This window comes from Actinomadura montaniterrae, assembly GCF_008923365.1.
GTDB lineage: Bacteria > Actinomycetota > Actinomycetes > Streptosporangiales > Streptosporangiaceae > Spirillospora > Spirillospora montaniterrae.
In genome coordinates, this window is sequence record NZ_WBMR01000009.1 from 71319 (window position 1) to 91942 (window position 20624).

19 protein-coding genes are annotated in these 20624 nt (G+C 73.7%); 16 read left to right on the forward strand and 3 right to left on the reverse strand.

Translation table 11 applies throughout. The features are described from left to right. Positions 1-136: 136 nt before the first annotated feature. The 12 genes from F9B16_RS05580 to F9B16_RS05635 all read left to right on the forward strand — a co-directional run bounded on the left by F9B16_RS05580 (position 137) and on the right by F9B16_RS05635 (position 14101). Entirely contained in the window at positions 137-1756 is a 1620-nt protein-coding gene (locus F9B16_RS05580; protein ID WP_225991379.1) for an MFS transporter, read from the forward strand. Between the two features lie 258 nt (positions 1757-2014). Beyond that, positions 2015-2737 (forward strand): TetR/AcrR family transcriptional regulator, encoded by a 723-nt coding sequence (locus F9B16_RS05585; protein ID WP_151538748.1) that lies wholly within the window; start codon positions 2015-2017, stop codon positions 2735-2737. Positions 2738-2928: 191 nt separating this feature from the next. Continuing rightward, positions 2929-4143: an ABC transporter substrate-binding protein gene (locus F9B16_RS05590; protein ID WP_151538749.1), complete on the forward strand. Its 1215-nt coding sequence runs from the start codon at positions 2929-2931 to the stop codon at positions 4141-4143. 16 nt (positions 4144-4159) lie between these two features. Next, a complete protein-coding gene (locus F9B16_RS05595) occupies positions 4160-5011 on the forward strand; it encodes a branched-chain amino acid ABC transporter permease (RefSeq protein WP_151538750.1) in 852 nt (283 codons plus the stop codon). Next, a complete protein-coding gene (locus F9B16_RS05600; RefSeq protein WP_151538751.1) occupies positions 5004-6788 on the forward strand; it encodes a branched-chain amino acid ABC transporter ATP-binding protein/permease in 1785 nt (594 codons plus the stop codon). The genes F9B16_RS05595 and F9B16_RS05600 overlap by 8 nt, the downstream gene beginning before the upstream one ends. After that, positions 6785-7513 carry an ABC transporter ATP-binding protein gene (locus F9B16_RS05605; RefSeq protein WP_151538752.1) on the forward strand — a complete coding sequence of 243 codons (729 nt, stop codon included), beginning with the start codon at positions 6785-6787 and terminating at the stop codon, positions 7511-7513. The genes F9B16_RS05600 and F9B16_RS05605 overlap by 4 nt, the downstream gene beginning before the upstream one ends. Then, positions 7510-8421 carry an alpha/beta fold hydrolase gene (locus tag F9B16_RS05610; protein ID WP_151538753.1) on the forward strand — a complete coding sequence of 304 codons (912 nt, stop codon included), beginning with the start codon at positions 7510-7512 and terminating at the stop codon, positions 8419-8421. The genes F9B16_RS05605 and F9B16_RS05610 overlap by 4 nt, the downstream gene beginning before the upstream one ends. Continuing rightward, positions 8421-9287: an alpha/beta fold hydrolase gene (locus F9B16_RS05615; RefSeq protein WP_225991382.1), complete on the forward strand. Its 867-nt coding sequence runs from the start codon at positions 8421-8423 to the stop codon at positions 9285-9287. Before F9B16_RS05610 ends, F9B16_RS05615 begins: the two co-directional genes overlap by 1 nt. Beyond that, positions 9284-10432 (forward strand): CapA family protein, encoded by a 1149-nt coding sequence (locus F9B16_RS05620; RefSeq protein WP_151538755.1) that lies wholly within the window; start codon positions 9284-9286, stop codon positions 10430-10432. Before F9B16_RS05615 ends, F9B16_RS05620 begins: the two co-directional genes overlap by 4 nt. After that, a complete protein-coding gene (locus tag F9B16_RS05625; RefSeq protein ID WP_151538756.1) occupies positions 10429-11667 on the forward strand; it encodes a CaiB/BaiF CoA transferase family protein in 1239 nt (412 codons plus the stop codon). The genes F9B16_RS05620 and F9B16_RS05625 overlap by 4 nt, the downstream gene beginning before the upstream one ends. Continuing rightward, positions 11664-12800: a 2-hydroxyacyl-CoA dehydratase family protein gene (locus F9B16_RS05630; protein WP_225991380.1), complete on the forward strand. Its 1137-nt coding sequence runs from the start codon at positions 11664-11666 to the stop codon at positions 12798-12800. Before F9B16_RS05625 ends, F9B16_RS05630 begins: the two co-directional genes overlap by 4 nt. Further along, positions 12800-14101 carry a 2-hydroxyacyl-CoA dehydratase family protein gene (locus F9B16_RS05635; RefSeq protein WP_151538757.1) on the forward strand — a complete coding sequence of 434 codons (1302 nt, stop codon included), beginning with the start codon at positions 12800-12802 and terminating at the stop codon, positions 14099-14101. The genes F9B16_RS05630 and F9B16_RS05635 overlap by 1 nt, the downstream gene beginning before the upstream one ends. Before the next feature lies 1 nt (position 14102). Here the strand turns inward: F9B16_RS05635 and F9B16_RS05640 are convergent, their stop codons facing one another. Next, entirely contained in the window at positions 14103-14498 is a 396-nt protein-coding gene (locus F9B16_RS05640; protein WP_151538758.1) for a cupin domain-containing protein, read from the reverse strand. Positions 14499-14550: 52 nt separating this feature from the next. Between F9B16_RS05640 and F9B16_RS05645 the strand changes: the two genes are divergently transcribed. The 4 genes from F9B16_RS05645 (at position 14551) to F9B16_RS05660 (ending at position 18707) form a co-directional block, all read left to right on the forward strand. Then, entirely contained in the window at positions 14551-15570 is a 1020-nt protein-coding gene (locus F9B16_RS05645) for a GlxA family transcriptional regulator (RefSeq protein ID WP_151538759.1), read from the forward strand. A gap of 65 nt (positions 15571-15635) precedes the next feature. Continuing rightward, complete coding sequence (locus F9B16_RS05650) at positions 15636-16730, forward strand: alpha/beta fold hydrolase (protein ID WP_151538760.1); 1095 nt, start codon at positions 15636-15638, stop codon at positions 16728-16730. A 123-nt stretch (positions 16731-16853) separates the two neighbouring features. Continuing rightward, positions 16854-17504 (forward strand): class I SAM-dependent methyltransferase, encoded by a 651-nt coding sequence (locus F9B16_RS05655; protein ID WP_151538761.1) that lies wholly within the window; start codon positions 16854-16856, stop codon positions 17502-17504. Positions 17505-17855: 351 nt separating this feature from the next. After that, positions 17856-18707: a DUF6338 family protein gene (locus F9B16_RS05660; protein WP_151538762.1), complete on the forward strand. Its 852-nt coding sequence runs from the start codon at positions 17856-17858 to the stop codon at positions 18705-18707. 4 nt (positions 18708-18711) lie between these two features. Here F9B16_RS05660 and F9B16_RS05665 read toward each other — a convergent pair whose 3' ends face one another. Both F9B16_RS05665 and F9B16_RS05670 read right to left on the reverse strand, forming a co-directional pair. After that, positions 18712-19395, reverse strand: a complete 684-nt coding sequence (locus F9B16_RS05665; protein WP_151538763.1) for a response regulator — start codon at positions 19393-19395, stop codon at positions 18712-18714. Continuing rightward, positions 19392-20516, reverse strand: a complete 1125-nt coding sequence (locus tag F9B16_RS05670; RefSeq protein WP_151538764.1) for a sensor histidine kinase — start codon at positions 20514-20516, stop codon at positions 19392-19394. Before F9B16_RS05670 ends, F9B16_RS05665 begins: the two co-directional genes overlap by 4 nt. Positions 20517-20624 lie beyond the last annotated feature (108 nt).

The window sequence follows — 20624 nt, forward strand, 5'->3', positions numbered from 1 at the left end:
CGCACCTCACCGTCCGCCAATGGCGCGAACAACGCGCCCAGGCAATCGCGATATCGCAGCGGCTCCCGATGTCCGGTGCCGAGCCCGCCCCCCGCTCGGCCGATCCGATCTCCACCCCTGCTTCGGGAGGACGCCCGTGTCCACTTCTCCCCCCACCGGCGCCGCGATCCCCGCGGAGTCCGGTGCCGCCACCGGCCGCCTCGACGGCGCCTCGCCGGTGCGGATCTTCTCCGTCCTCGCGGTCATCGTGCTGTTCACCGAGGTCGCGCCGCTCCAGTACACGATGATCTCCGCGGCGCTGCGGCAGATCGCGCCGGCGTTCCCCACCGTGGGCGCCAACCTGAACTGGGCGATCATCATCTTCGGGCTGATCGGCGCCGCCGCGTCCCCGCTCATCGGCAAGATGAGCGACATCTGGGGCAAGAAGCGCATGTTCCTGGTGTGCGGGATGCTGTTCATGGCGGGCTGCGCGATCTGCGCGGTCACCGGCTCCTGGACCTGGTTCCTGATCGGCCGCGGGCTGCAGGCCATGGCCATCGCCACCGCCGTCATCGCCTACGGGCTGATCCGCGACCTGCTGCCGCGGCGGTACGTGCCGATCGGCATCGGCGTCGCGTCCACCGGCCTCGGCTTCTCGGCGCTGCTCGCGCCCATCGCCGGCGGCTGGATGGTCGAGAACTTCAGCTGGCGGGCGATCTTCTGGTTCCTGTTCGGCTACACCGCCGTGCTGTTCCCGCTGGTCATGGCGGTCGTGCCGGAGTCGCGGCTGCGGGTGCGCGAGCGCCTCGACGTCGTCGGCGCCGTCCTGCTCGCCGGCGGCGCCGGGCTCGTCCTGCTCTACCTCGACAAGGGGCAGGACTGGGGCTGGGGCCGCCCGAGCGCGTGGGGCTGGGCGGTCGCCGGGCTGGCGCTGGTCGTGCTGTTCGTCGTCATCGAGTCCCGCTCCCGGCAGCCGATCATGGACCTGCGGCTGCTGTTCGCGCCGCGGGTCAGCATGGTGCTGTTCGTGGCGCTGTTCGCCTCGTTCGCGATCGGTTTCCAGAACTACGCGATGGGCTACATGACGCAGAGCCCGGACGCGGCGACGCTGAAATCGACCATCGTGCAATCCACTCTCCAGTCCGTCCAGCAGAAGACCGGGCAGCCCCTTCCCGCGAGCGCCGTCCAGGTGGCATTGGACCCGGGCTACTCCTACGGCAACGGCTTCTCGCTGCTGGAATACGCCTGGCACATCGCCATCTGGAACGCGGTGCTGGGAATGGTCTTCGGCGCGCTGGCCGGGATCTGGGCACGGCGCTCCGGCCCGAGGCGCCCGCTGCTCCTGGCCGCCGCCGTGATGGCCGCGTGCGGCGTCACCTACGCGTTCCTGCCGCACACGTGGGTGGTGTTCACCCTGGTCAGCGCCGCGTTCGGGATCGGCTTCGGCGCCTACTACGCTGCGACGCCCAACCTCATCATCGAGGCCGTCCCGCAGGAGCAGCAGGGCGTCAGCGCGGGCATGCTCGGCATCATGCAGAGCATGGGCGTGGCGATCGGCCTGGCCGTGGCCACCGCGTTCCTCAACGCCAATCCCGTGAAGGCCTCGGTGTCGGTGGGCGGACGGCCGCCGGTCGTCCAGGAGATCCCGCAGGTGTTCGCCGACCGCGGATACGAGATCGGTTTCCTGTTCGCTGCCGGCGCCTCGCTCATCGCGCTGATCGGCGCGCTCGTCATGCGCCACGGCCGCGCCCCCGCCACCGGCGGCACGGCCCACTGACGCACGTCCAGCCCCGCCGGAGCCCTCAACCGGCGGGGCTGCCTCACGCCCGCCGCGCGGAACGGCCCTCAGGCCTTGCCGCGCGGCGGGTTCCGTCATTGCCGGACGCGCTCACGGCAGCGGCGACCAGGACACACACGCGGAACGACCTTTCCCGGAGCTATTGACCGATCGATCGATCGATCGGTACCGTCGGCGGAAACAGTACGATCGACCGATCGATCGACTGATGTCCGGGTGGCGCATCGAGGAGGCCGGATGAGCGGGAACGCCGACGGATCGGCGCGGGGGCGGCGCGGCCGCCGGGCCGCGGACGACGCGCCCGCGAGCGTCCGGCTCTCGCAGGCGGCGCTGGAGCTGTTCTCGCGCAAGGGATTCCACGCGACCGGGATCCGCGAGATCGGCGCGCACGCCGGCGTGAGCACCTCGATGCTCTACCACTACCTGAGCTCCAAGGACGAGGCGCTGACCGACCTCGTGCTGGAGGGGCTCAGCAGGCACGGCCAGGCGCTGGAGAACGCCTGCGCGATCGTCGACCGACCGGAGGAGCAGCTCGCCGCCCTGATCGGCGTCCACATCATCATTCCCGTCAAGCATCCGCAGATGGGCCAGTTGCTGCAGCAGGAACTGCACGCGCGCGACTGGTCCGACCATCCGGCGATCAGCCGCCAGCGCGCGCTCACGAACCGGTTGTGGACCGGTGTCCTGACCCGCGGGCAGGCGGAGGACGTCTTCACCTTCGGGTCGGCGTCGCTGGCGCGGATCGCGCTGATGCGCTCGACCACGCTGGTCACCCAGTGGTTCAAGGACGGCGGCGCGCTCGGCCTGGACGCGGTCACCGCCCAGTTCGCCGACCTCGCCCTCGGAACCGTCCGCGCCCACCGGGACGGCCGGCCGCTGCGCTTCGACGACCTCGAAGCCCCGTCCGTCGCCCGGCTCGTCGAGGTGGTCGAGGACGCCCACCGCGACGTCTGGTGGTGACCGTCCGCTAGGGCGGCCCGCACCCGCCAGACACAGCCCACTTCCCCCACCCGCACCACGACGCGGCGCACCCTGCGCGCGCGCCGTCCTGCCCGCATGCCGTGACGGCGGTGACGTCCGCGGCTTGAGCACCCCACCCCACGCACTCCTTCGCGCCCTGCGCGGCGTCGTGTCACCAAGGAGGTACCCGGATGTTCGCTGACACCGGGAGAAGCCGTCCATCCACCCCCATCCGCCCGCCGAGGTTCCGTGCGCGGACCCTCGGCGCGGCCACCGCCGCCCTGCTGCTTCCGCTCACCGCGTGCGGGACGAGCGAGGCCGGCGGCGACGACTCGACCATCAAGATCGGCTACATCGCGCCGCTGTCGGGGACCGCCGCGCTCTACGCGGGCGGCTTCACCGGCGGCGTCGAGAGCGCCGTCGCCGTCCACGCGAAGTCCGGCGGCCGGAAACTCGTCCTGAAGAAGGGCGACGACGCCAGCGACCCGGCGACCTCGACGCAGGTCTGCCAGCGCTTCGTCAACCAGGACCACGTGGACCTGATCGTGGCGGGGCAGCCCGCCGCCAACGCCCAGGCGTGCCGGGCCGTCGCCGCCGCACGGAAGATCCCGTACGTCTCGTTCGCCACCGGCGCGACCGAGTTCTGCTTCCCGAACATGTGGAACTACGGCCCGTCGCCCAAGCAGGCCGCCCTTCCCCTCATCGAGTACCTGCTCGCGCACGGGTCGAAGCGGTTCTACCTGCTGGGCACCGACTCGGCCTCGCCGAAGGCGACCTTCGCCATCGTGAAGTCGCAGGTCGAGGCCGCCGGCGGCACGGTCGTCGGCACCGGCTACGAGCCGCTCGGGACCTCGGACTTCTCGCCCGACATCTCCAAGATCGTCTCGTCCGGCGCCGACACCGTGTTCAGCGCCGCCGTCGCGGGCGACAACATCACCTACCACAAGCAGTTCGCCGCGAACGCGGGCACGAAGAAGCTGATCCAGGGCGACATGCAGATGGTCACCAAGACCGCGCGGGCGCTCGGTTCCGCGGCGGCGGGCGTCGTCTATGCAGGCCCCTACGACCCGTCCGCGCAGAACGCCGCCAACACCGCCTACGTCGCGGCGCTCAAGGCGGCGGCTCCGAAGGTGAACCCGGGCGACGCCATCCTCAGCTACCAGGGCATGACGCTGGTGGACAAGGCGCTCGACGGCCTGCCCAAGGGCGCGAAGCCGACGTCGGCCGCCATCGGGAAGGCCCTGTCGTCGGCGACCGCGGACACGCCGAGCGGCACGGTCACGGCCGGCGCGAACCGCTACGTGACGATGCCGATGCGGATCTGGAAGGTCGGGTCGGACGGCACGGCCTCGTCGGTCCTGCAGACCGTCCCGTCCGCGGACCCGTCCGTCGGGTGCAAGCAGTGACGGGGCGGGGAGCGACATGACCGTTCTCATCAGCATGGTCAACACGAGCGCGACCACGCTGCTGGTGGTGATGGGGCTGGCGATCGTGCTGGGCCTGATGCACATCGTGAACCTCGCGCAGACCGGCTTCATGGCCGTCGGCGTCTACACCGGGCTGGAGATCGGGCCGCGGCTCGGCTTCTGGACGGGGGCGCTCGCCGCCGCCGTGCTCGCCGGGCTGATCGGCGCGGCGGCCGAGACGCTGCTGCTGCGCCGCGTCCGGGAGCGGATGCTGGAGACGATGCTCGCGACCTGGGGCCTGTCGCTGATCCTGACCCAGCTCATCACGCTGCGGTACGGGCCCGACAGCCGCGTGATGGCGACACCGCTGCACGGCTCGTTCCACCTGTTCGGCACCACCTGGCAGAAGTACCGGGTGCTGCTCGTGGCGGCCGCGGTCCTGCTGGTGGTGGCGATGTGGGCGCTGACCCGCTTCACCCGCGTCGGGCTCCGGGTGCGGATGTGCATGGCCGACCCGGACCTCGCCGAGGACAGCGGCATCAACACGCTGCTGGTCCGGCAGGCGACGTTCGTGCTCGGCTGCGCGCTCGCCGGGTTCGTCGGCGTCCTGCTCGGCCCGATCTCCGGGATCGACCCGAACTTCGCCGGCAGCCTGCTCATCCCCGCCTTCCTCGCGGTGATGATGTCCGGGCGGACGCTGCACGGCCTGGTCATCTCCGGCGTCGCGCTGGCGGTCGTGCAGGTCGGGTTCGCCTACTGGTCCAAGCCCGCGTACGCGACCGTCGCCGTGATCGCGGTGGCCGTCGTCGTGCTCGGCGTCCTGCCGGACGGCATCGACCTGCGGCGGTTCAGGAGGGCCCATGTCTAGGCCCGTCCTGATCGCGACGGCCGCGGCGGCCGTGGTCGTGCTGGTGGCGCCGTACCTCACCGGCACCTACTACCAGCAGCTTCTCGCCCAGGCGTTCCTGTACGCGATCGTCGCGGTGAGCTTGGACTTCGTGTGGGGGTACGCCGGGGTCCCCGACCTCGGGCACGCCCTCTGGTTCGGCATCGGCGCCCTGTCGGTCGGCCACGCCACCACGGTGCTGTCCGACGTCGGGCTGGTCACCGAGGTACACGGCTCGTTCGGACGCTATGCCCTCGGCACGCTGACCGGGGTCGTCGCCGCGACCGTGCTGGCCGCGATCGTCGCGCGGCTGTGCCTGTCGTCGCGCCGCTCGAACGACTTCTACATCGTCGTGGTGACGCTCGCGCTGGCCACCGCCGCCGTCACCGTCTACGACCAGACGCCGGCGCTCGGCGGCGGCGAGAACGGGCTGTTCGGCTTCAACCTGCAGAACGTCACGCCGCTCGGCTGGTACTACATCACCGCCGCGCTGCTCGCGGTGACCGTCGCGGTGGCGCTGGTCGTGGTGCGCAGCGACTTCGGGCTGCTGATGCGGGCCGTCCGCGACAACGCGCCGCGGGCCCGCTACCTCGGCTACAACGACGTCAACGTCAAGATCGGCGTGTTCACCGCGGGCGCCGCCGTCACCGCGCTCGCCGGCGCGGTGTTCGCGATGATGACCGGCGTCGCCAACGACGGCCAGTTCAGCTTCACGCTCGCCACCTCGATGCTGGTGTGGGTCGCCGTCGGCGGCCGCGCCACCATCGTCGGGCCGATGGTCGGCGCGATCGTGATGAGCCTCGCCGGCGCGAAGCTGAACGAGCACTTCCCCGCCCAGTGGACGATCATCGAGGGCGCGCTGCTGATCGCCGTCGTGGTGTTCGTCCCCGGCGGGCTCATCGGCCCGCTCGTCCGGCTCGCCGGGCGGCTGCTCGCGCGCCGGTACCCGCCGCGCGGCCGTGCCATCGCCGCCGCGCCGGCCCGGCCCGCCGGGGAGCCCGGCGGCGGACGGCCCGTGATCCGCATCCGCGACCTGGTGTTCGGCTACGGGTCCCTGCGCGTGCTGGACGGCGTCACGCTCGACGTCGTCGCCGGGGAGCTGCTGTGCGTCGTCGGCCCCAACGGCGCCGGCAAGTCCACGCTGACCAGCGTCATCACCAACCGGCGGCTGCGGTCGCGGGGCGAGGTCGAGTACCTGCTGCCGGGCCACCGGCTCGGCGACCGCCCGGCGGCGCACGAGATCGCCCGCGCGGGCGTCGGGCGCAAATTCCAGATCCCGTCGGTCTTCGCGAGCCTCACCGTCGCCGAGGCGCTGCTGCTCGCCGACCGGCGCGGCGCGCCCCCCTCACTGTGGCGGCGCAGCACGACCGTCGAGGTGGCGCCGGCCGTGGTCGACATCGTGCGGATCGCCGGGCTGGACGGGCGGGCCGGGACCCTGTCGTCCGACCTCTCGCACGGCCTGCGGCAGGGCCTGGAGGTGGCGATGGCCGTCGCGGCACGGCCCCGCGTGATCATCCTGGACGAGCCCACCGCCGGCCTGACCGCCCACGAGCGCCACGACATCGGCCGGGTGCTGGAGCATCTGCGCGACATCGGGATCGCGGTGGTGCTCATCGAGCACGACCTCGACTTCGTCATCCGCGTCTCCGACCGCGTCGTCGTGCTGCACGGCGGCCGCGTCATCGAGGACGGCCTGCCCGAGACCGTCCGCGGCTCGGAGGTCGTCCGCAGCGCCTACCTCGGGACGGCGGTCCGATGAGCGGGGACACCACGGGCACCCTCGACCTGCACGTGCGGGACCTCGACGCCGGGTACGGCGCCGCGACCGTCATCCAGGGCGTGTCGTTCGACGTCGCCCCCGGCGAGGCGCTCGCGGTCGTCGGGCGCAACGGGATGGGCAAGACGACGCTGCTCAAGGCGATCATGGGCCATGCCGGGCGGACGGCCGGCGCGGTCCGCGTCGGGGGCACCGACGTCACCGGCCGCGCACCGCACCGGATCGTGCGCCTCGGCGTCGGCTACGCCGCCCAGGAAGGGAACCTGTTCGCCGACCTGACCGTCGCGGAGAACCTCCAGGCGGCGACGATGCACGCGCGGCGCGGCCACAAGGCGGAGCGCCGCGAGGAGGTGCTCGCCTACTTCCCGGTGCTGAAGGAGCGCCTCTGGCAGACCGCCGGAACGCTGTCCGGCGGGGAGCAGAAGATGCTCGTGCTCGCGCTGGCGCTGCTCCGCGAACCCCGGCTGCTGATCATCGACGAGATCAGCGACGGCCTGCAGCCCAGCGTCGTCGACACGGTCGGCGCCGTCCTGCGGGCCGAGCGGGAGCGGCGGGGGACGTCCCTGCTCATGGCGGAGCAGAACGTCGACCTCAGCCTGCGGGTCGCCGACCGCGTGGCCGTCCTCAAGCTCGGGCGGATCGTGTCGACGGTCGGCAGCACGGCCGAAGGCGTCCGGGACCGGCTGATGAAGGAGCTGGCGCCGTGACCCGCCGCTCGACACCGGTGGACGAGGGCACGGTGCCGGTGGACGGCGCGGACCTGCGCTGGGCGCGCCTCGGCGACGGGGCGCGGACGGTCATCGCGGCGCACCAGGGCCCGGGCGGGCCGTCCCGCCCGCCGTGGCTGCGGATGCTGGCCGAGACCCCGGGATGGAACGTGCTGTCCCTGGAGCTGCGCGGGACCGGCGGCACGCTGCGTCCGCGCGACGACCTGGGCGACCGCTGGTACCCGCGATGGGCCCTGGACGTCGCACGCGTCGCCGGCGCCCTCGGCGAGACGGACTACGTCTATGCCGGGGCGTCGCACGGCGCGGTCGTCGGCTGGCACCTGGCGCTCGATCGCCCGCCGGGACTGCGGGCGCTGGTCTCGGTCGTCGGCGCTCCGCACGGCCGCGACGGCGGGTCCGCGGCGGCGTCCGGCTGGGAACAGCGGAAGGCCGCCGTCCGCGACCGGCGGCTCGCGGAGGAGGTCTTCGCGTCGATGCGGCCGCCCACGTCCGACCCGGTGCGGCTGCGGCGACGCGCCGAGGCCCGCGAGTCCTACCTGAGGAGCCTCGACGCGCTCGACCCGGACGCCCTGCCCCGAGCCGGCATCGCCCTACCCCACCTCCGCACCGATGCCGAGGTCGGCGACACGCTGAAGACCATCGGCATCCCCGTGCTGGTCGCAGGGGGAATCCAGGATCGGCTCTGCCGGCCCGAGGACAACCTGCGCGCGGCCGCCGCCGTCCCCGGCGCCCGCCTCGTCCTGTTCCAGGACCACGGCCACACCACGCTTCTGGACGAGGAGCCCGAGCCGCTGATCGAGCAGATCCGGCTGTTCCTCGCCCGCATCGAACCGCAGCCGACGCCGGTCCACCGGCGCGGCGACAAGGAGGGCTCCCCTTGCCTTTGATGGAGATAGCCGACGCCACGCTCCACTACGACGAGTACGGCGACGGAGACGAGATCGTCCTGTCGTCCGCGATGGCGTTCGATCCGGACGCCTATCCGGCCTGCCTGGCCGCGCCGCCCACCGGCTACCACGTGTACACGATCCAGGCGCGCGGCTACGGCCGCTCCAGCCACCCCGACGAGCCGCCCGCGCAAGGCTGGCTGGACCAGTGGGCCGACGACGTCTGCGCGTTCGCCGACCGCCTCGGCGCCGACCGGTTCATCTACACCGGGATCTCCCACGGCGGCGGGATCGGCTGGCACGTGGCCGCCCGCCGGCCCGAGCGGCTGAAGGCGCTGATCTCGGTGGTCGGCACCCCGCACGACCGGGCGGGCGGCACCGCGTCGTCCGCCGGCCGCCGCCGGATGATCGAGAACCGCCGCTCCCCCGAGGTCATCGCCGAGCAGCTCCGGATCATGTACGGCCACACCGACGACCCGGCGCGCCGCGCGGCCCGGGAGGAGCAGATCGCCCGCCGGGTCGAGCACTACCTCGCCCAGCCGGACCGGGAGACCCTCATCAACCAGGGCAAGCCGTTCCCGGACGCGCGGACCGACGACGAACTGGCCGAGGTGCTGCGCGGCATCCGCGTCCCCGTCCTGATCCTCGCGGCGATGCGCGACGGGGTCATCTCGCCCGAGTCGGCACTGCGCGCCGCGCGCTCCGTGCCGGGCGCCAAGGCCGTCCTGTTCGAGGACGAGGGCCATTTCATCGGCACCGAGAGCCCGGAGCGGCTCGTCCGGGAGGTGCGCGTGTTCGTGGACGAACTGAACGGCGTCGCCGAGCCCCTGGCCGCGACCGGGGCCTCGACCGGGGCGGGCGCATGAGCGCGGAGATCACCGTGATGGCCGTCGGCGACGTCATCCTCGACGAGCCCGAACCCGCCTCGTTCTTCGACCCGGCGCGCGAGACGCTGCTGAGCGCGGACGTCGCGGTCGCCCACATCGAGGTCCCGCACACCGACTCCACCGAGCGGACCAGCACCGACGTCCCCGCCCCGCCCGCCGACCCCGCCGCCCTGGCGGCGCTGCCCGGCGCGGGGTTCGGTGTCGCGACGCTCGCGGGCAACCACATCTACGACGCGGGCGCGAGCGGCATCGCCGACACGATCAAGCATCTGGAGGCCAACGGGCTGGCGACGACCGGAGCGGGCCCGAACCTGGAGGCGGCCCGGCGCCCGGCCGTCGTCGAACGCGGCGGGCTGCGGCTGGCCGTGCTCAGCTACAACTGCGTCGGCCCGCGCGAGTCGTGGGCCACGTCCGCCAAGGCCGGATGCGCGTACGTGCACGTCCTGACCCACTACGAGCTGGACCACGCGAGCCCCGGCGGGCCGCCGCGCATCTACACCTTCGCCGAACCCGACGACCTCGACCGGCTCGCCGCCGACGTGCGGGCCGCCCGTGCCGAGGCCGACGCCGTCCTCGTCGCCTTCCACAAGGGCGTCGGGCACACCCCGGCGGCGATCGCCATGTACGAGCGCCCCGTCGCGCACGCCGCGATCGACGCGGGCGCGGACGCGGTCGTCGGGCACCACGCGCACATCATGCGCGGCATCGAGGTGTACCGCGGCCGCCCGATCTACCACGGGCTCGGCAACTTCGTCACCGTCACCCGCGCCCTCACCCCGACCGGCGGCGACAGCGCCGAGATCGAGGCGTGGGCGCGCCGCCGCGTCGAGCTGTACGGGTTCGCGCCCGACCCGGCCATGCCGTTCTACCCGTTCCATCCGGAGAGCCGGAACACCGCCATCGCCACCCTGCGCTTCGACGCGTCCGGCATCACCGGCGCGGGGTACGTGCCCTGCTGGATCGACGACCGCGGACGTCCCGTGCCGCGCCGGCGCCACGAGGGCGGCGAGGACGTCGCCGGCTACATCGACGGCATCGGACGCCGCGCCGGGCTCGGCACCGCGACGCGGTGGCGCGGCGAGACCGAGATCGAACTGACCGGCGTGAACGGGGGCGCACGATGACGGCACGACCGCTGGACGGCAGGACCGTCCTGGACCTGACGACCGCGCTCGCCGGCCCCTACGCGACGCTGCTGCTCGCCGGCCTCGGCGCGACCGTCATCAAGATCGAGAACCCGGCGGCGGGCGGGGACAGCTCGCGCGGCAACTCCCCCTACGCCCGCGCGGACGGCCCGGCCGCCGCCCGCCGCGAGGCCGCGGACATGTCGGTGTCGATGCTGGCCCGCGGCCGCAACAAGAAGAGCATCACGCTCGACCTGAAGAAGCCGCGGGGCCGCGAGGTCTTCGCCGACCTGGTCCGGCACGCCGACGTGGTGGTCGAGAACTACGCCGCCGGCACCGCCGACCGGCTCGGCGTCGGCTACTCCGCCGCGCGGGACGCCAACCCCCGGATCGTCTACACCTCGATCAGCGGGTTCGGCGCGCAGGGCGGCGGGTCCGGGACGGGCAAGGCGATGGACACCATCATCCAGGCCCTCAGCGGGGTGATGATGACGGCCGGGGAACCCGGCGACCCGCCGGTGCGGTTCGGGCTGCCCGTCGGCGACCTCCTCGCCCCGCTGTACGCGGTCATCGGCACCCTCGCCGCCGTCATGCACGCCGACCGCACCGGCGAGGGCCAGCACGTCGACGTGTCGATGCTCGGCGCGCTGACCTCCCTGCTGTCGTGCGAGCCGTTCGACGCCTTCGAGACGATGGGGCTGCCGGCCCGCACCGGTGCGATGGTGCCCCGGCTCGCGCCGTTCGGCCTGTTCCCCGCCGCCGACGGCTGGATCGCCCTGTGCGGCCCGACCGACGCGTTCGCCCGCGGCGTCTTCGCCGCGATGGAACGTGCCGACCTGGCGGAGGACGACCGCTTCGCCACCCGTGACGAGCGGGTCCGCAACGCCGCGGAGCTGCACGAGATGATCCGGGCCTGGGCGTCCGGGCTGCCCCGGGCGGAGGTGATCAAGCGGCTCGCCGGACACGGCGTCCCGGCCGCGGAGGTGCGCGAGCCCGCCGAGGCCGTCCGGGACGCGTCCGTCCTCGCCCGCCGCGAGGTCGTCGAGCTCGTCCACCCCGACCACGGCCCGACCGGCCTGCTCGGCCCCGGCGTCCCGATCACGTTCTCCGTCTCCGGCGCCGGCCTCGACCGTCCGGCGCCCCACCTCGGCCAGCACACCGAGGAGGTGCTCGGCGGGCTGCTCGGCTACTCCGCCGGGCGGCTGGCCGCGCTCGCCGACGAGGGCGTCCTGTGAGCGCCGTGCCCGCCGCGCTCAAGGAGCTGCGCGACGCCTACGACGACCGCGCCGCCGCGATCCGGCGGTGGCGCGAGACCGGGGCGCCGGTCGTCGGCTGCGTGGGCGCCGACGTCCCGGTCGAGCTCGTCACCGCCGCCGGCGCGCTGCCGGTGCGGCTGGCGGGAGACCCCGGCCGCGACCGCGCCCTCGCCGACCGCTACCTCGGGACCGGCCTCGACCCGTCGTCCCGCTCGATCCTCGCCGGGCTCCTGCGCGGCGAGCCGGACCTCGACCTGCTGCTGGTCTCCAACGACTGCGCCGGCTCGCTGCGCCTGTTCTACACCGTCCGCGAACTGCAGCGCCTCGGCGTCGAACCCGCCCTGCCGCGCACGCACCTCGTCGACCTCCTGCACCTGCCGCACCGCACCACCACCCGCTACAACCGCGTCCGGATCGCCGAGACCAAGGAGCTGCTGGAACGCTGGTCGGGGCGGCGCATCGGGGAGAGCGACCTGGCCGAGGCCGTCCAGCAGCACGACGAGGTCCGGCGGATGATGCGCGCCCTGCGGCGGCTGCGCACCGCCGACCGCCCGGCGCTGCGCGGCGAGGAGGCGCTGATCGCGATCGGCGCCGGCGCCGCGCTCCCCGCCGGGGACCACGCGGGCCTCCTCGACCGGCTGCTGTGCGCCGAGGCCGGCCTCCCCCGCCACGACGGGCGACGGATCTACCTCACCGGCAGCGCCCACGACGGGCCCGCGGTGTACCGGGCGATCGAGGACGCCGGCCACGTGATCGTCGCCGACGACCACGACTGGGGCGACGCGCTCGCCGACCCCCTCGTCGGCGAGCCGACCCTCGACGCGCTCGCCGAGCGCTACCAGTACCGGGGACCCACATCCGCGCGGTCGTCGATCCACGCCCGCGCCCGCCAGACCGCCGCCACCGCCGAACGCTCGCGCCCCGACCTGCTCGTCTCTTACGTCCGCGCGATGGACGAGGCGCCCGCCTGGGACTTTCCCGCGCAGCGCGAGGCGGCCGGCGTGCCCGCGGTGATCCTCGAGCACCGCCGCTACGGCGAGCTGGGCGACGACGCCCTGCCCCTCATCGCGGACGCCCTCGGCGCCGCCCGTCCGAAGGGAGAGGCCGGCTGATGGCCCGGCGGAACAAGCTCCTGACCTCCTCCGAGGAGGCCACCCGCTACCAGCGGGAATGGTTCGCCGGACTCCGCGCGGCCGTCGCCGGCGGCGAACCCCTCGCCCTGGTCAACGCCGACGCCCCGCAGGAGATCTTCCGGGCGATGGGCATCCCGTACGTGGTGAACCAGTGGTGGGCGTCCGTCGTCGCGGCCAAGCAGCGGACGGGCGAGTACCTGCGGACCCTCCGCGAGCACGGCTACCCCGACTACTCCGAGCAGTACAGCGCCACCTCCCTGGCGTCCGCGTTCACCGAGGTCGCCGACCCGCCGTGGGGCGGGCTGCCCCGCCCCACGATCGTCCTCGGCGAGACCACCGGCGACGCGTCCCGCAAGCTGTTCGACATCTGGGACGAGCAGGACGGCATCGCCTACTACCCGCTGGAGAGCGCCGCCGCCGACACCGTCCCGGTCAACTGGTGGGACCTGATGCCCGAGCAGTGGGAGTCCGCCGTCGGCACTCCCCGCCTGGACCTGATGACGGCCGAGCTGGAAGGGCTCGTGCGCTTCCTGGAGACCACGACCGGCCGGGTCTTCCGCGAGTCGCGGTTCCGCGAGGTGATGGCGCTGGTCAACGAGCAGGAGGAATGGAACCGCCGCACCCGCGACCTCATCGCCCGCACGCGTCCCGTCCCGCTGCGCGTCGACGACAGCATCTCCAGCGTCATGATCCCGCAGTGGCACCGCGGCACCGTCTGGGCCCGCGACGCCGCGAAGCGCTTCCACGACGAGGTCGCCGCCCGCGTCGCCGCCGGCGAGGCCGCCTGCCCGGACGAGCGCCTCCGGCTGATGTGGATCGGCCGCGGCCTCTGGTACGACATGGACTTCTACCGCCACTTCGAGGAACGCCACGGCGCGGTCTTCGTCTGGTCGATGTACCTGGCGATCGCCGCCGACGGCTACATCCGCTACGGCGACGACCCGATGCGCGCCCTCGCCGCCCGCTTCGCCGCCTTCTCCGACCAGCTCTACCGGCCGCCGTGGTCGACCGAGTGGTACCTGAAGGAGGCGCGCCTGCACCAGGTGGACGGTGTCGTGCACCTGGTCGGCGAGGACGCCCGCAGCGGCTGGTTCATCACCGAGACCCTCGAACGCGCCGGCATCCCGGTGTTCGAGCTGCGCGCCGACAACGTCGACCAGCGCACCTACGACCTGGCCGCCGTGCGCGAGGAGATCGACGCGTGGCTCACGACCCGCGTCGCCGCCGCACCGCCGAAGCCGCGGCCCGCCCCGGGCGTCGAGGGCCGTGCCTTGACCTAGATCATTCGCCCAGAAGGTGGCCCGTCGTCGCGTCGACGTGCGCGGGGATCGCGTCATGGCGGTCGCCGACCGACGGCGTCCCGGTGGGCTCGAACATCAGGATCGACGCGCCCGCGGCCGAGGACGGCCTGTGCTCGGTACCGCGCGGGACGGTGAAGACCGCGCCCTGCCCGAGCCGGACCGTGCGCTCCCCGTCCGGTTCCCGCAGGGCGATGTGGAGCTCCCCGCTCAGCACCAGGAAGAACTCGTCGGTGTCGTCGTGGACGTGCCAGACGTGCTCGCCCTCGACCTTGGCGATGCGCACGTCGTAGTCGTTGACGCGCGTCACGACGCGGGGGCTCCACAGCGCGTCGAAGGTGGTCAGGGCCTGGGCGAGGGTGATGGGTTCGTTGCTCATGAGCCGATCCTCGCCGGTTGAGGACCGCGGGTTCGAGTGCTAGGAATCGCATATGGCGCAAGAATCCTCTCAGGCGGGTTCCGGGGGCGGCCCGCACCGCGTCGTGGTGATCGTCGACGAGAACTCCAACCCCTTCGAGCTCGGCTGCGCGACCGAGGTCTTCGGGCTGCGCAGGCCCGAGATCGGCCGCGACCTGTACGACTTCCGCCTCTGCGCCGCCGAGCCGCGCACCCTGATGCGGGACGGCTTCTTCACCCTCACCGGCGTCGCGGGCCTGGAGGCGGTGGACGCCGCCGACACCGTGATCGTCCCGAACCGGCCCGACGTCGAGGTGCCGCGCCGTCCCGCCGTGCTCGGCGCCGTCCGCCGCGCCCACGAGCGCGGCGCGCGGCTGGTCGGCTTCTGCAGCGGCGCGTTCACGCTCGCCGAGGCCGGCGTGCTGGACGGGCGGCGGGCCACCGCGCACTGGCAGTGGGCGGACGCGTTCCGGGCCCGCTTCCCCGCCGTCCGGCTCGAGGAGGACGTGCTGTTCGTCGACGACGGCGACGTCCTCACCGCCGCCGGGAGCGCCGCCGCGCTCGACCTCGGGCTCCACATCGTCTGCCGGGACCACGGCGCCGAGATCGCCAACGCGGTCAGCCGGCGGCTGGTGTTCGCGGCGCACCGGGACGGCGGGCAGCGGCAGTTCGTCGAGCGTCCCCTCCCCGACATCCCCGACGAGTCCCTCGCGCCCGTCCTGGCCTGGGCCCAGGAGCGGCTGGACGCGCCGCTGACCGTCGCCGGTCTCGCCGCGCGCGCGGCGGTCAGCCCCGCGACGCTCCACCGGCGCTTCCGCGCGCAGCTCGGCACGACCCCGCTTGCCTGGCTCACCGCCGAGCGGGTCGCCCTGGCCTGCCGGCTGATCGAGCGCGGCGAGTCGCGCGTGGACGTGGTCGCCCGACGCAGCGGCCTCGGCACCGCCGCCAACCTGCGCACCCTCATGCGCCGCGAGACGGGCCTGACCCCGTCCCAGTACAGGCACCGTTTCGGGCCGGGCCTGAAAGACCGTCCTGAGCCGTCCGCGCGCGGGTGACCGCGTCCGGCCGCCCTGGACCCAAGAGCGGCGTTGGCGGCCGGGCATGGCGATGTGCGACGTTGATGACGTTGGCCTGGGGCTCGCCCCGGCCTGTTCCGAGGACGGCGTGGGGGCTGGTGGTGGACGGCGGGCACGAACCGCGTTTGGAGATCCGCTTCTGCCCCGCCGAGGGCGGGGCGCGGATCGCGTACGGCACGGTCGGCGACGGCCCGCCGCTGATCGTCCCGCCCGCCTGGATCAGCCACCTGGAACTGTCGTGGCAGGATCCGGCCGTCCGCGCGTTCCTGCTCCCCCTCGCGGAGCGCCGGACGGTCGTGCTGTACGACAAGCCCGGCTGCGGGCTGTCCGACCCGTGGCCCGGCCAGACGCTGGACACCAGCGTGCGGGTGCTGCGGACGGTCGCCGACCATCTGGGGCGGGAACGCTTCGACCTGCTGGGCGTCTCGACGGCCGCCGTGACGTCGCTGGCCTTCGCCGTCCGGCATCCGGAGCGCGTCGGACGGCTGATCGTCTACGGCGGCTACGCCGACGGAAGCCGGGTCGCCTCCCCGCAGGTCCGGGCGGCCGTGCTCGGGATGGTGCGCGCGCACTGGGGGCTGGGCTCGGACGTCCTGGCCGACATCTTCATGGCCGACGCCGCCGCCGGCACCAAGGCGCATTTCGCCCAGCTGCAGCGCGGCACGGCCACCGCCGAGTTCGCTTGCGAGCTGCTGGAACAGTGCTACGAGGCGTGCGTGGCGGACCAACTCCACAAGGTCGTCACGCCCACCGCGGTCCTGCACCGGCGCGGTGACCGGGCGATCCCGTACCGGCTCGGACGCGATCTGGCCGCACGGATCCCCGACGCTCAACTGGTGACGCTCCCCGGCCGCAGCCATTTCCCCTGGGCCGGGGACTCGGCCCCGGTCGTCCGGGCCGTCCTGAACCACCTGGGCGAGACCGCGGGACCGCCGGAGCAGCGTTCCGCGGACGACGTGCTCACGCCGCGGCAACTCCAGGTCGCGGCCCTGGTCGCGGACGGGCTGAGCAACCGCCAGATCGCCCGCCGCCTCGGCATCAAGGAACGCTCCGCCGAAGGGCACGTCGAACGGATCCGCCAACGGCTCGACGTCCGGTCCCGCGCCCAGATCGCCGCCTGGTGGGCCCGGAACAGGTAGCGGCTCAGGTAGAGCCTGGCGTAATTCCCCGCCTGACAGCGCGCCCTGCGCCATCGGAACATCGAAAAACACCACCGCCAGTACGGCCTTCCCATTGGCGGAATCGATGTCGAGGAGCGCCACATGCCCGAAGCCACCACGTTGCCGGCACTGAGCCCGAACCCCGTGCGCGGCCGCCTGAACTCGGGATTCTTCGCGCTCATGGCCGGTTACATCGAGCACCGGCTCGCCGGCCACAAGCGCAGGATCTTCGCCGGGACCGGCGGCGTCGTCGCCGAGATCGGCGCCGGCAACGGCCCGAACCTGCGCTACCTGGCGCCGGGGACGACCGTGCACGCGATCGAACCCAACCCGTACTTCCACCGGCGGCTGGAGCGCACGGCCGCCGCCCGCGGCGTCGACCTGACCGTCCACCCGGTGCCGGGCGAGGCGATCGACCTGGAGGACGCCAGCGTGGACGCCGTGGTGTGCACCTGGGTGCTCTGCACCGTCCACGATCCGGCGCAGGTGCTCCACGAGATCCACCGGATCCTGCGGCCCGGCGGCCGGTTCGCGTTCATCGAGCACGTCGCCGCGCCGCCCGGCACCGTCCGGCGCGCCCAACGGCTGGTCCGCCGGCCGTGGCGGTGGGCCTTCGAAGGCTGCCGCACCGACCGGGACACCGCGGCCGCCATCCGCGCGGCCGGCTTCACCTCGGTCGACATCACCGAATTCCGGTTCCGTTCCACCTTCGTCCCAGTCCGAACCCAAATAGCCGGCACCGCCGTCCGCTGACCCGGGCCGCCGCCCGCCGCTGGTCCGCTGGGCCGTCGGGGCGGACGCCGCGCGCCGCGACCTGCCCGCGGCGCCGCCGCCCCGGCCGGCCGCCCTCGTCGCCATTACGGAGTTCAGTTGGCATATAGGCCCGGGAACGGTCTCGTGATCGGGGTGGATTGGACTTGGTGTCAATTGTTCTGCTGTTGAAGTTCCATGGACCAAATGCAATGATCTGACGCGCGGGAACCCGGAACGGCAGTTCACAGCCCTGATACGCGCTGGGGTGGCGATGATCGACAGCCGCGGATGGCAGGTCCGGACCGGAGCGTGGGGCGGCGGTGCGCGGACCGGACGCGCGGCACGGCGCGCATGAGCGGGTCCCTGGTCGCCGACGCCGCGGTCCTGGTCCTCGCGGTGTTCCCCGGGCTGCACTACGACCTGATGCGCGACCGCCTCCGTGTCCGCCGGCCGGCGGCCCTCCCGCAGCCGGGCCGGGTGGTGATCGCCGGGACGCTCGTCACCGCCTCGACGCTGGCGCTGCTCGGGGTCCTCGGCACGCTCACGCCGGTGTCGATGCTGAGCCTGCGCCAGGTCGTCCTCGGCGATGCCGCCGAGGCCCTGCACTCCCCCGCCCTCGTCCTGTGGACGGTGGCCTGCTTCATCGTGCTGTCACTGACGATCTCCTGCCTGGCGGCCGCGACCCTGGCCCGGCTGGAGGACGGCGCGGGCCCGCCTCCCGGCCCAGCGTCCGGCGCGCCGTCCGCGTTCGACCGGTGCGCCTACTACGCCGAGCGGGACGTCGAACTGGAGATCACCCTCGACAACGGCGAGACCTACCGGGGGCTTCTGGGCGATGAGGCCCGAGGACGCGCCCATCAAGCCCGCTTCGTCACCTTGTACGGCCCCATTTTCCAACTCCACGGACAGGACAAGTCGTTACCGCTCGACGCCCTGCACTGGGACCAGATGGTGGTGCCCGTACGAGCGGTGACCCGGGTGCTCGTGCGTCCCGTCACCGAGTCACCGGCACACGGCCAAGCCGGATTCCGCGGGACGCCGTCCCGGCACGGCGCTCCGCGCCTCAACCCGGTGGAGCAGATGAAGGCCCTCGCCGAGCACTGCTACCGGTACCGCTTCACGCCCCGCTATCTCGCGAGGCTGCTCGGCCTGGAGATCGTCCTCATCGGTCTCGTCGGCGTGCTGGCCGCCGGCCTCGCCTAGCACGTCACCCGGGGTCGGTCCGCGTGTCGCCCGCCGGGCGGACGAGCCCGTGATCGTAGGCGAAGACGACGGCCTGGATCCGGTCACGCAGGCCGAGCTTCGCGAGAATGCGCTTGACGTGGGTCTTGACGGTCGCCTCGGCGGCGTGGACCCGCAGGGCGATCTCGGCATTGGACAGCCCGCGGGCCAGGTGGAGCAGCACCTCGTGCTCGCGCGCGGTGAGCCGGTCGAGGCGCCGCCGGACGTCGTCGCCGGGCGGCGGGGGCGACACCCGCGCGAACTCGCCCAGCAGCCGCCGGGTCACCGAGGGGCCGAGCAGCCCCTCCCCGGCGGCGACCGTCCGGACCCCGTCGATGAGGGTCTCCGGCGGGCTGCGCTTGAGCAGGAACCCGCTGGCCCCGGCGCGCACGGCGGCGAAGACGTACTCGTCCAGCTCGAAGGTGGTCAGGACGAGGACCCGGGTGGGCAGGCCCGAGGCGGTGATCTCGGCGGTCGCCGCGACGCCGTCCTTGATGGGCATGCGGACGTCCATCAGGACGACGTCGGGCCGCAGGCTCGCGGCGAGCCGGACGGCCTCGGCGCCGTCGGACGCCTCGCCGGCGACGGTCATGTCCGGCTGGGTGCCCAGCATCATCCGCAGGCCGCCGCGCATGAGCTGCTCGTCGTCGGCGAGCAGGACGCGGATCACGGGGCGCCCGCCGGGATCCGGGCGTCCACCCGCCAGCCGCCGGACGCGCCCGGGCCCGCCCGGCAGGTGCCGCCGAGCCGCTGGACGCGGTCGCGCATCCCGGTCAGCCCGCGTCCGGGACGCGGCGGCGCCGGTGCGCTCCCGTCGTCGGTCACCTCGACCACGATGTCCTCCCGGTCCCGCAGCAGCCGGACGCGCACCGAGGTGGCGGACGCGTGCCGGACGACGTTGGTCAGCGACTCCTGCACGACGCGGTGGACGGCCTGCGCCGCCGGGCCGCTGACCTCGCCCAGGTCGGCGGCGACCGCGGTCTCGGCCCGCAGGTGCGCGGGCAGCGTGGCGACGAGGCGGCGCACCGAGGCGTCGAGGTCGGGGGCGGCCGGATCGGTCTCCAGCAGGCCGAGGATCCGGTCGAGGTCGTGCATCGCGGAACGGCCCACGTCCTCGATCTGCTCCAGGGAGGCGCGGATCTCGGCGTGCCCGCCGCCGAGCACGAGGCGGGCGGCGCCGGCGTGGGTGACCATGACGGTGACCGCGTGCCCGACGGCGTCGTGCAGCTCGCGGGCCAGCCGGGCCCGCTCGTCCGACAGCGCCTGCCGCCGGTCGGCCCGGGCCCGTTCGGCCTCGTGCTCGCGCAGCGCCCGCGCCGCCTCGAAGCGCGACCGGGCGGCGTCGCCCGCCAGCCAGGCGCCGGCGTGCAGGATCGCGCCCAGCACCAGTGCCTGGACGCTCTCGCCCGCCAGCGCGACCAGCGCCGCCGCCACCGGGACGGCGACGAGCGGCAGGGCCCGGGGGCGCGGGCGGGTCTGCGCGACCATCGTCAGGCTCAGCGCGGACGCCGCCGACAGGTTGGTGAGCGGCTCGCCCGCCGCCGCCACCGCGACCGTGGCGCACGCCGAGGCCGCCAGGGCGGTGGCGGGCGCGAACCGGCGTCCCGCGATCGCCGCGAACCAGACGACCGCGGCGACGCGCATCACCACCGGACCGTGCCAGAGCGACGCGGTGACGTCGGACGGCCCGACGGGGATGACCGCGGACACGTAGGCGACCAGCACGTCGAGGGCGATCCAGCGCCACCGGCGGTCGGCCGGCCGGTCCGGCCGTCCCGCATCGAAGTCCACGAGCACGAGCGTAGGGAATGCCACGTATCCGGGGAATCGTCCGAGAGAAGGGGCGTGCGTACCCCCGGCGGGGTACGAACAGCGTTCCGTCCGGGGGACGCCCCGGAC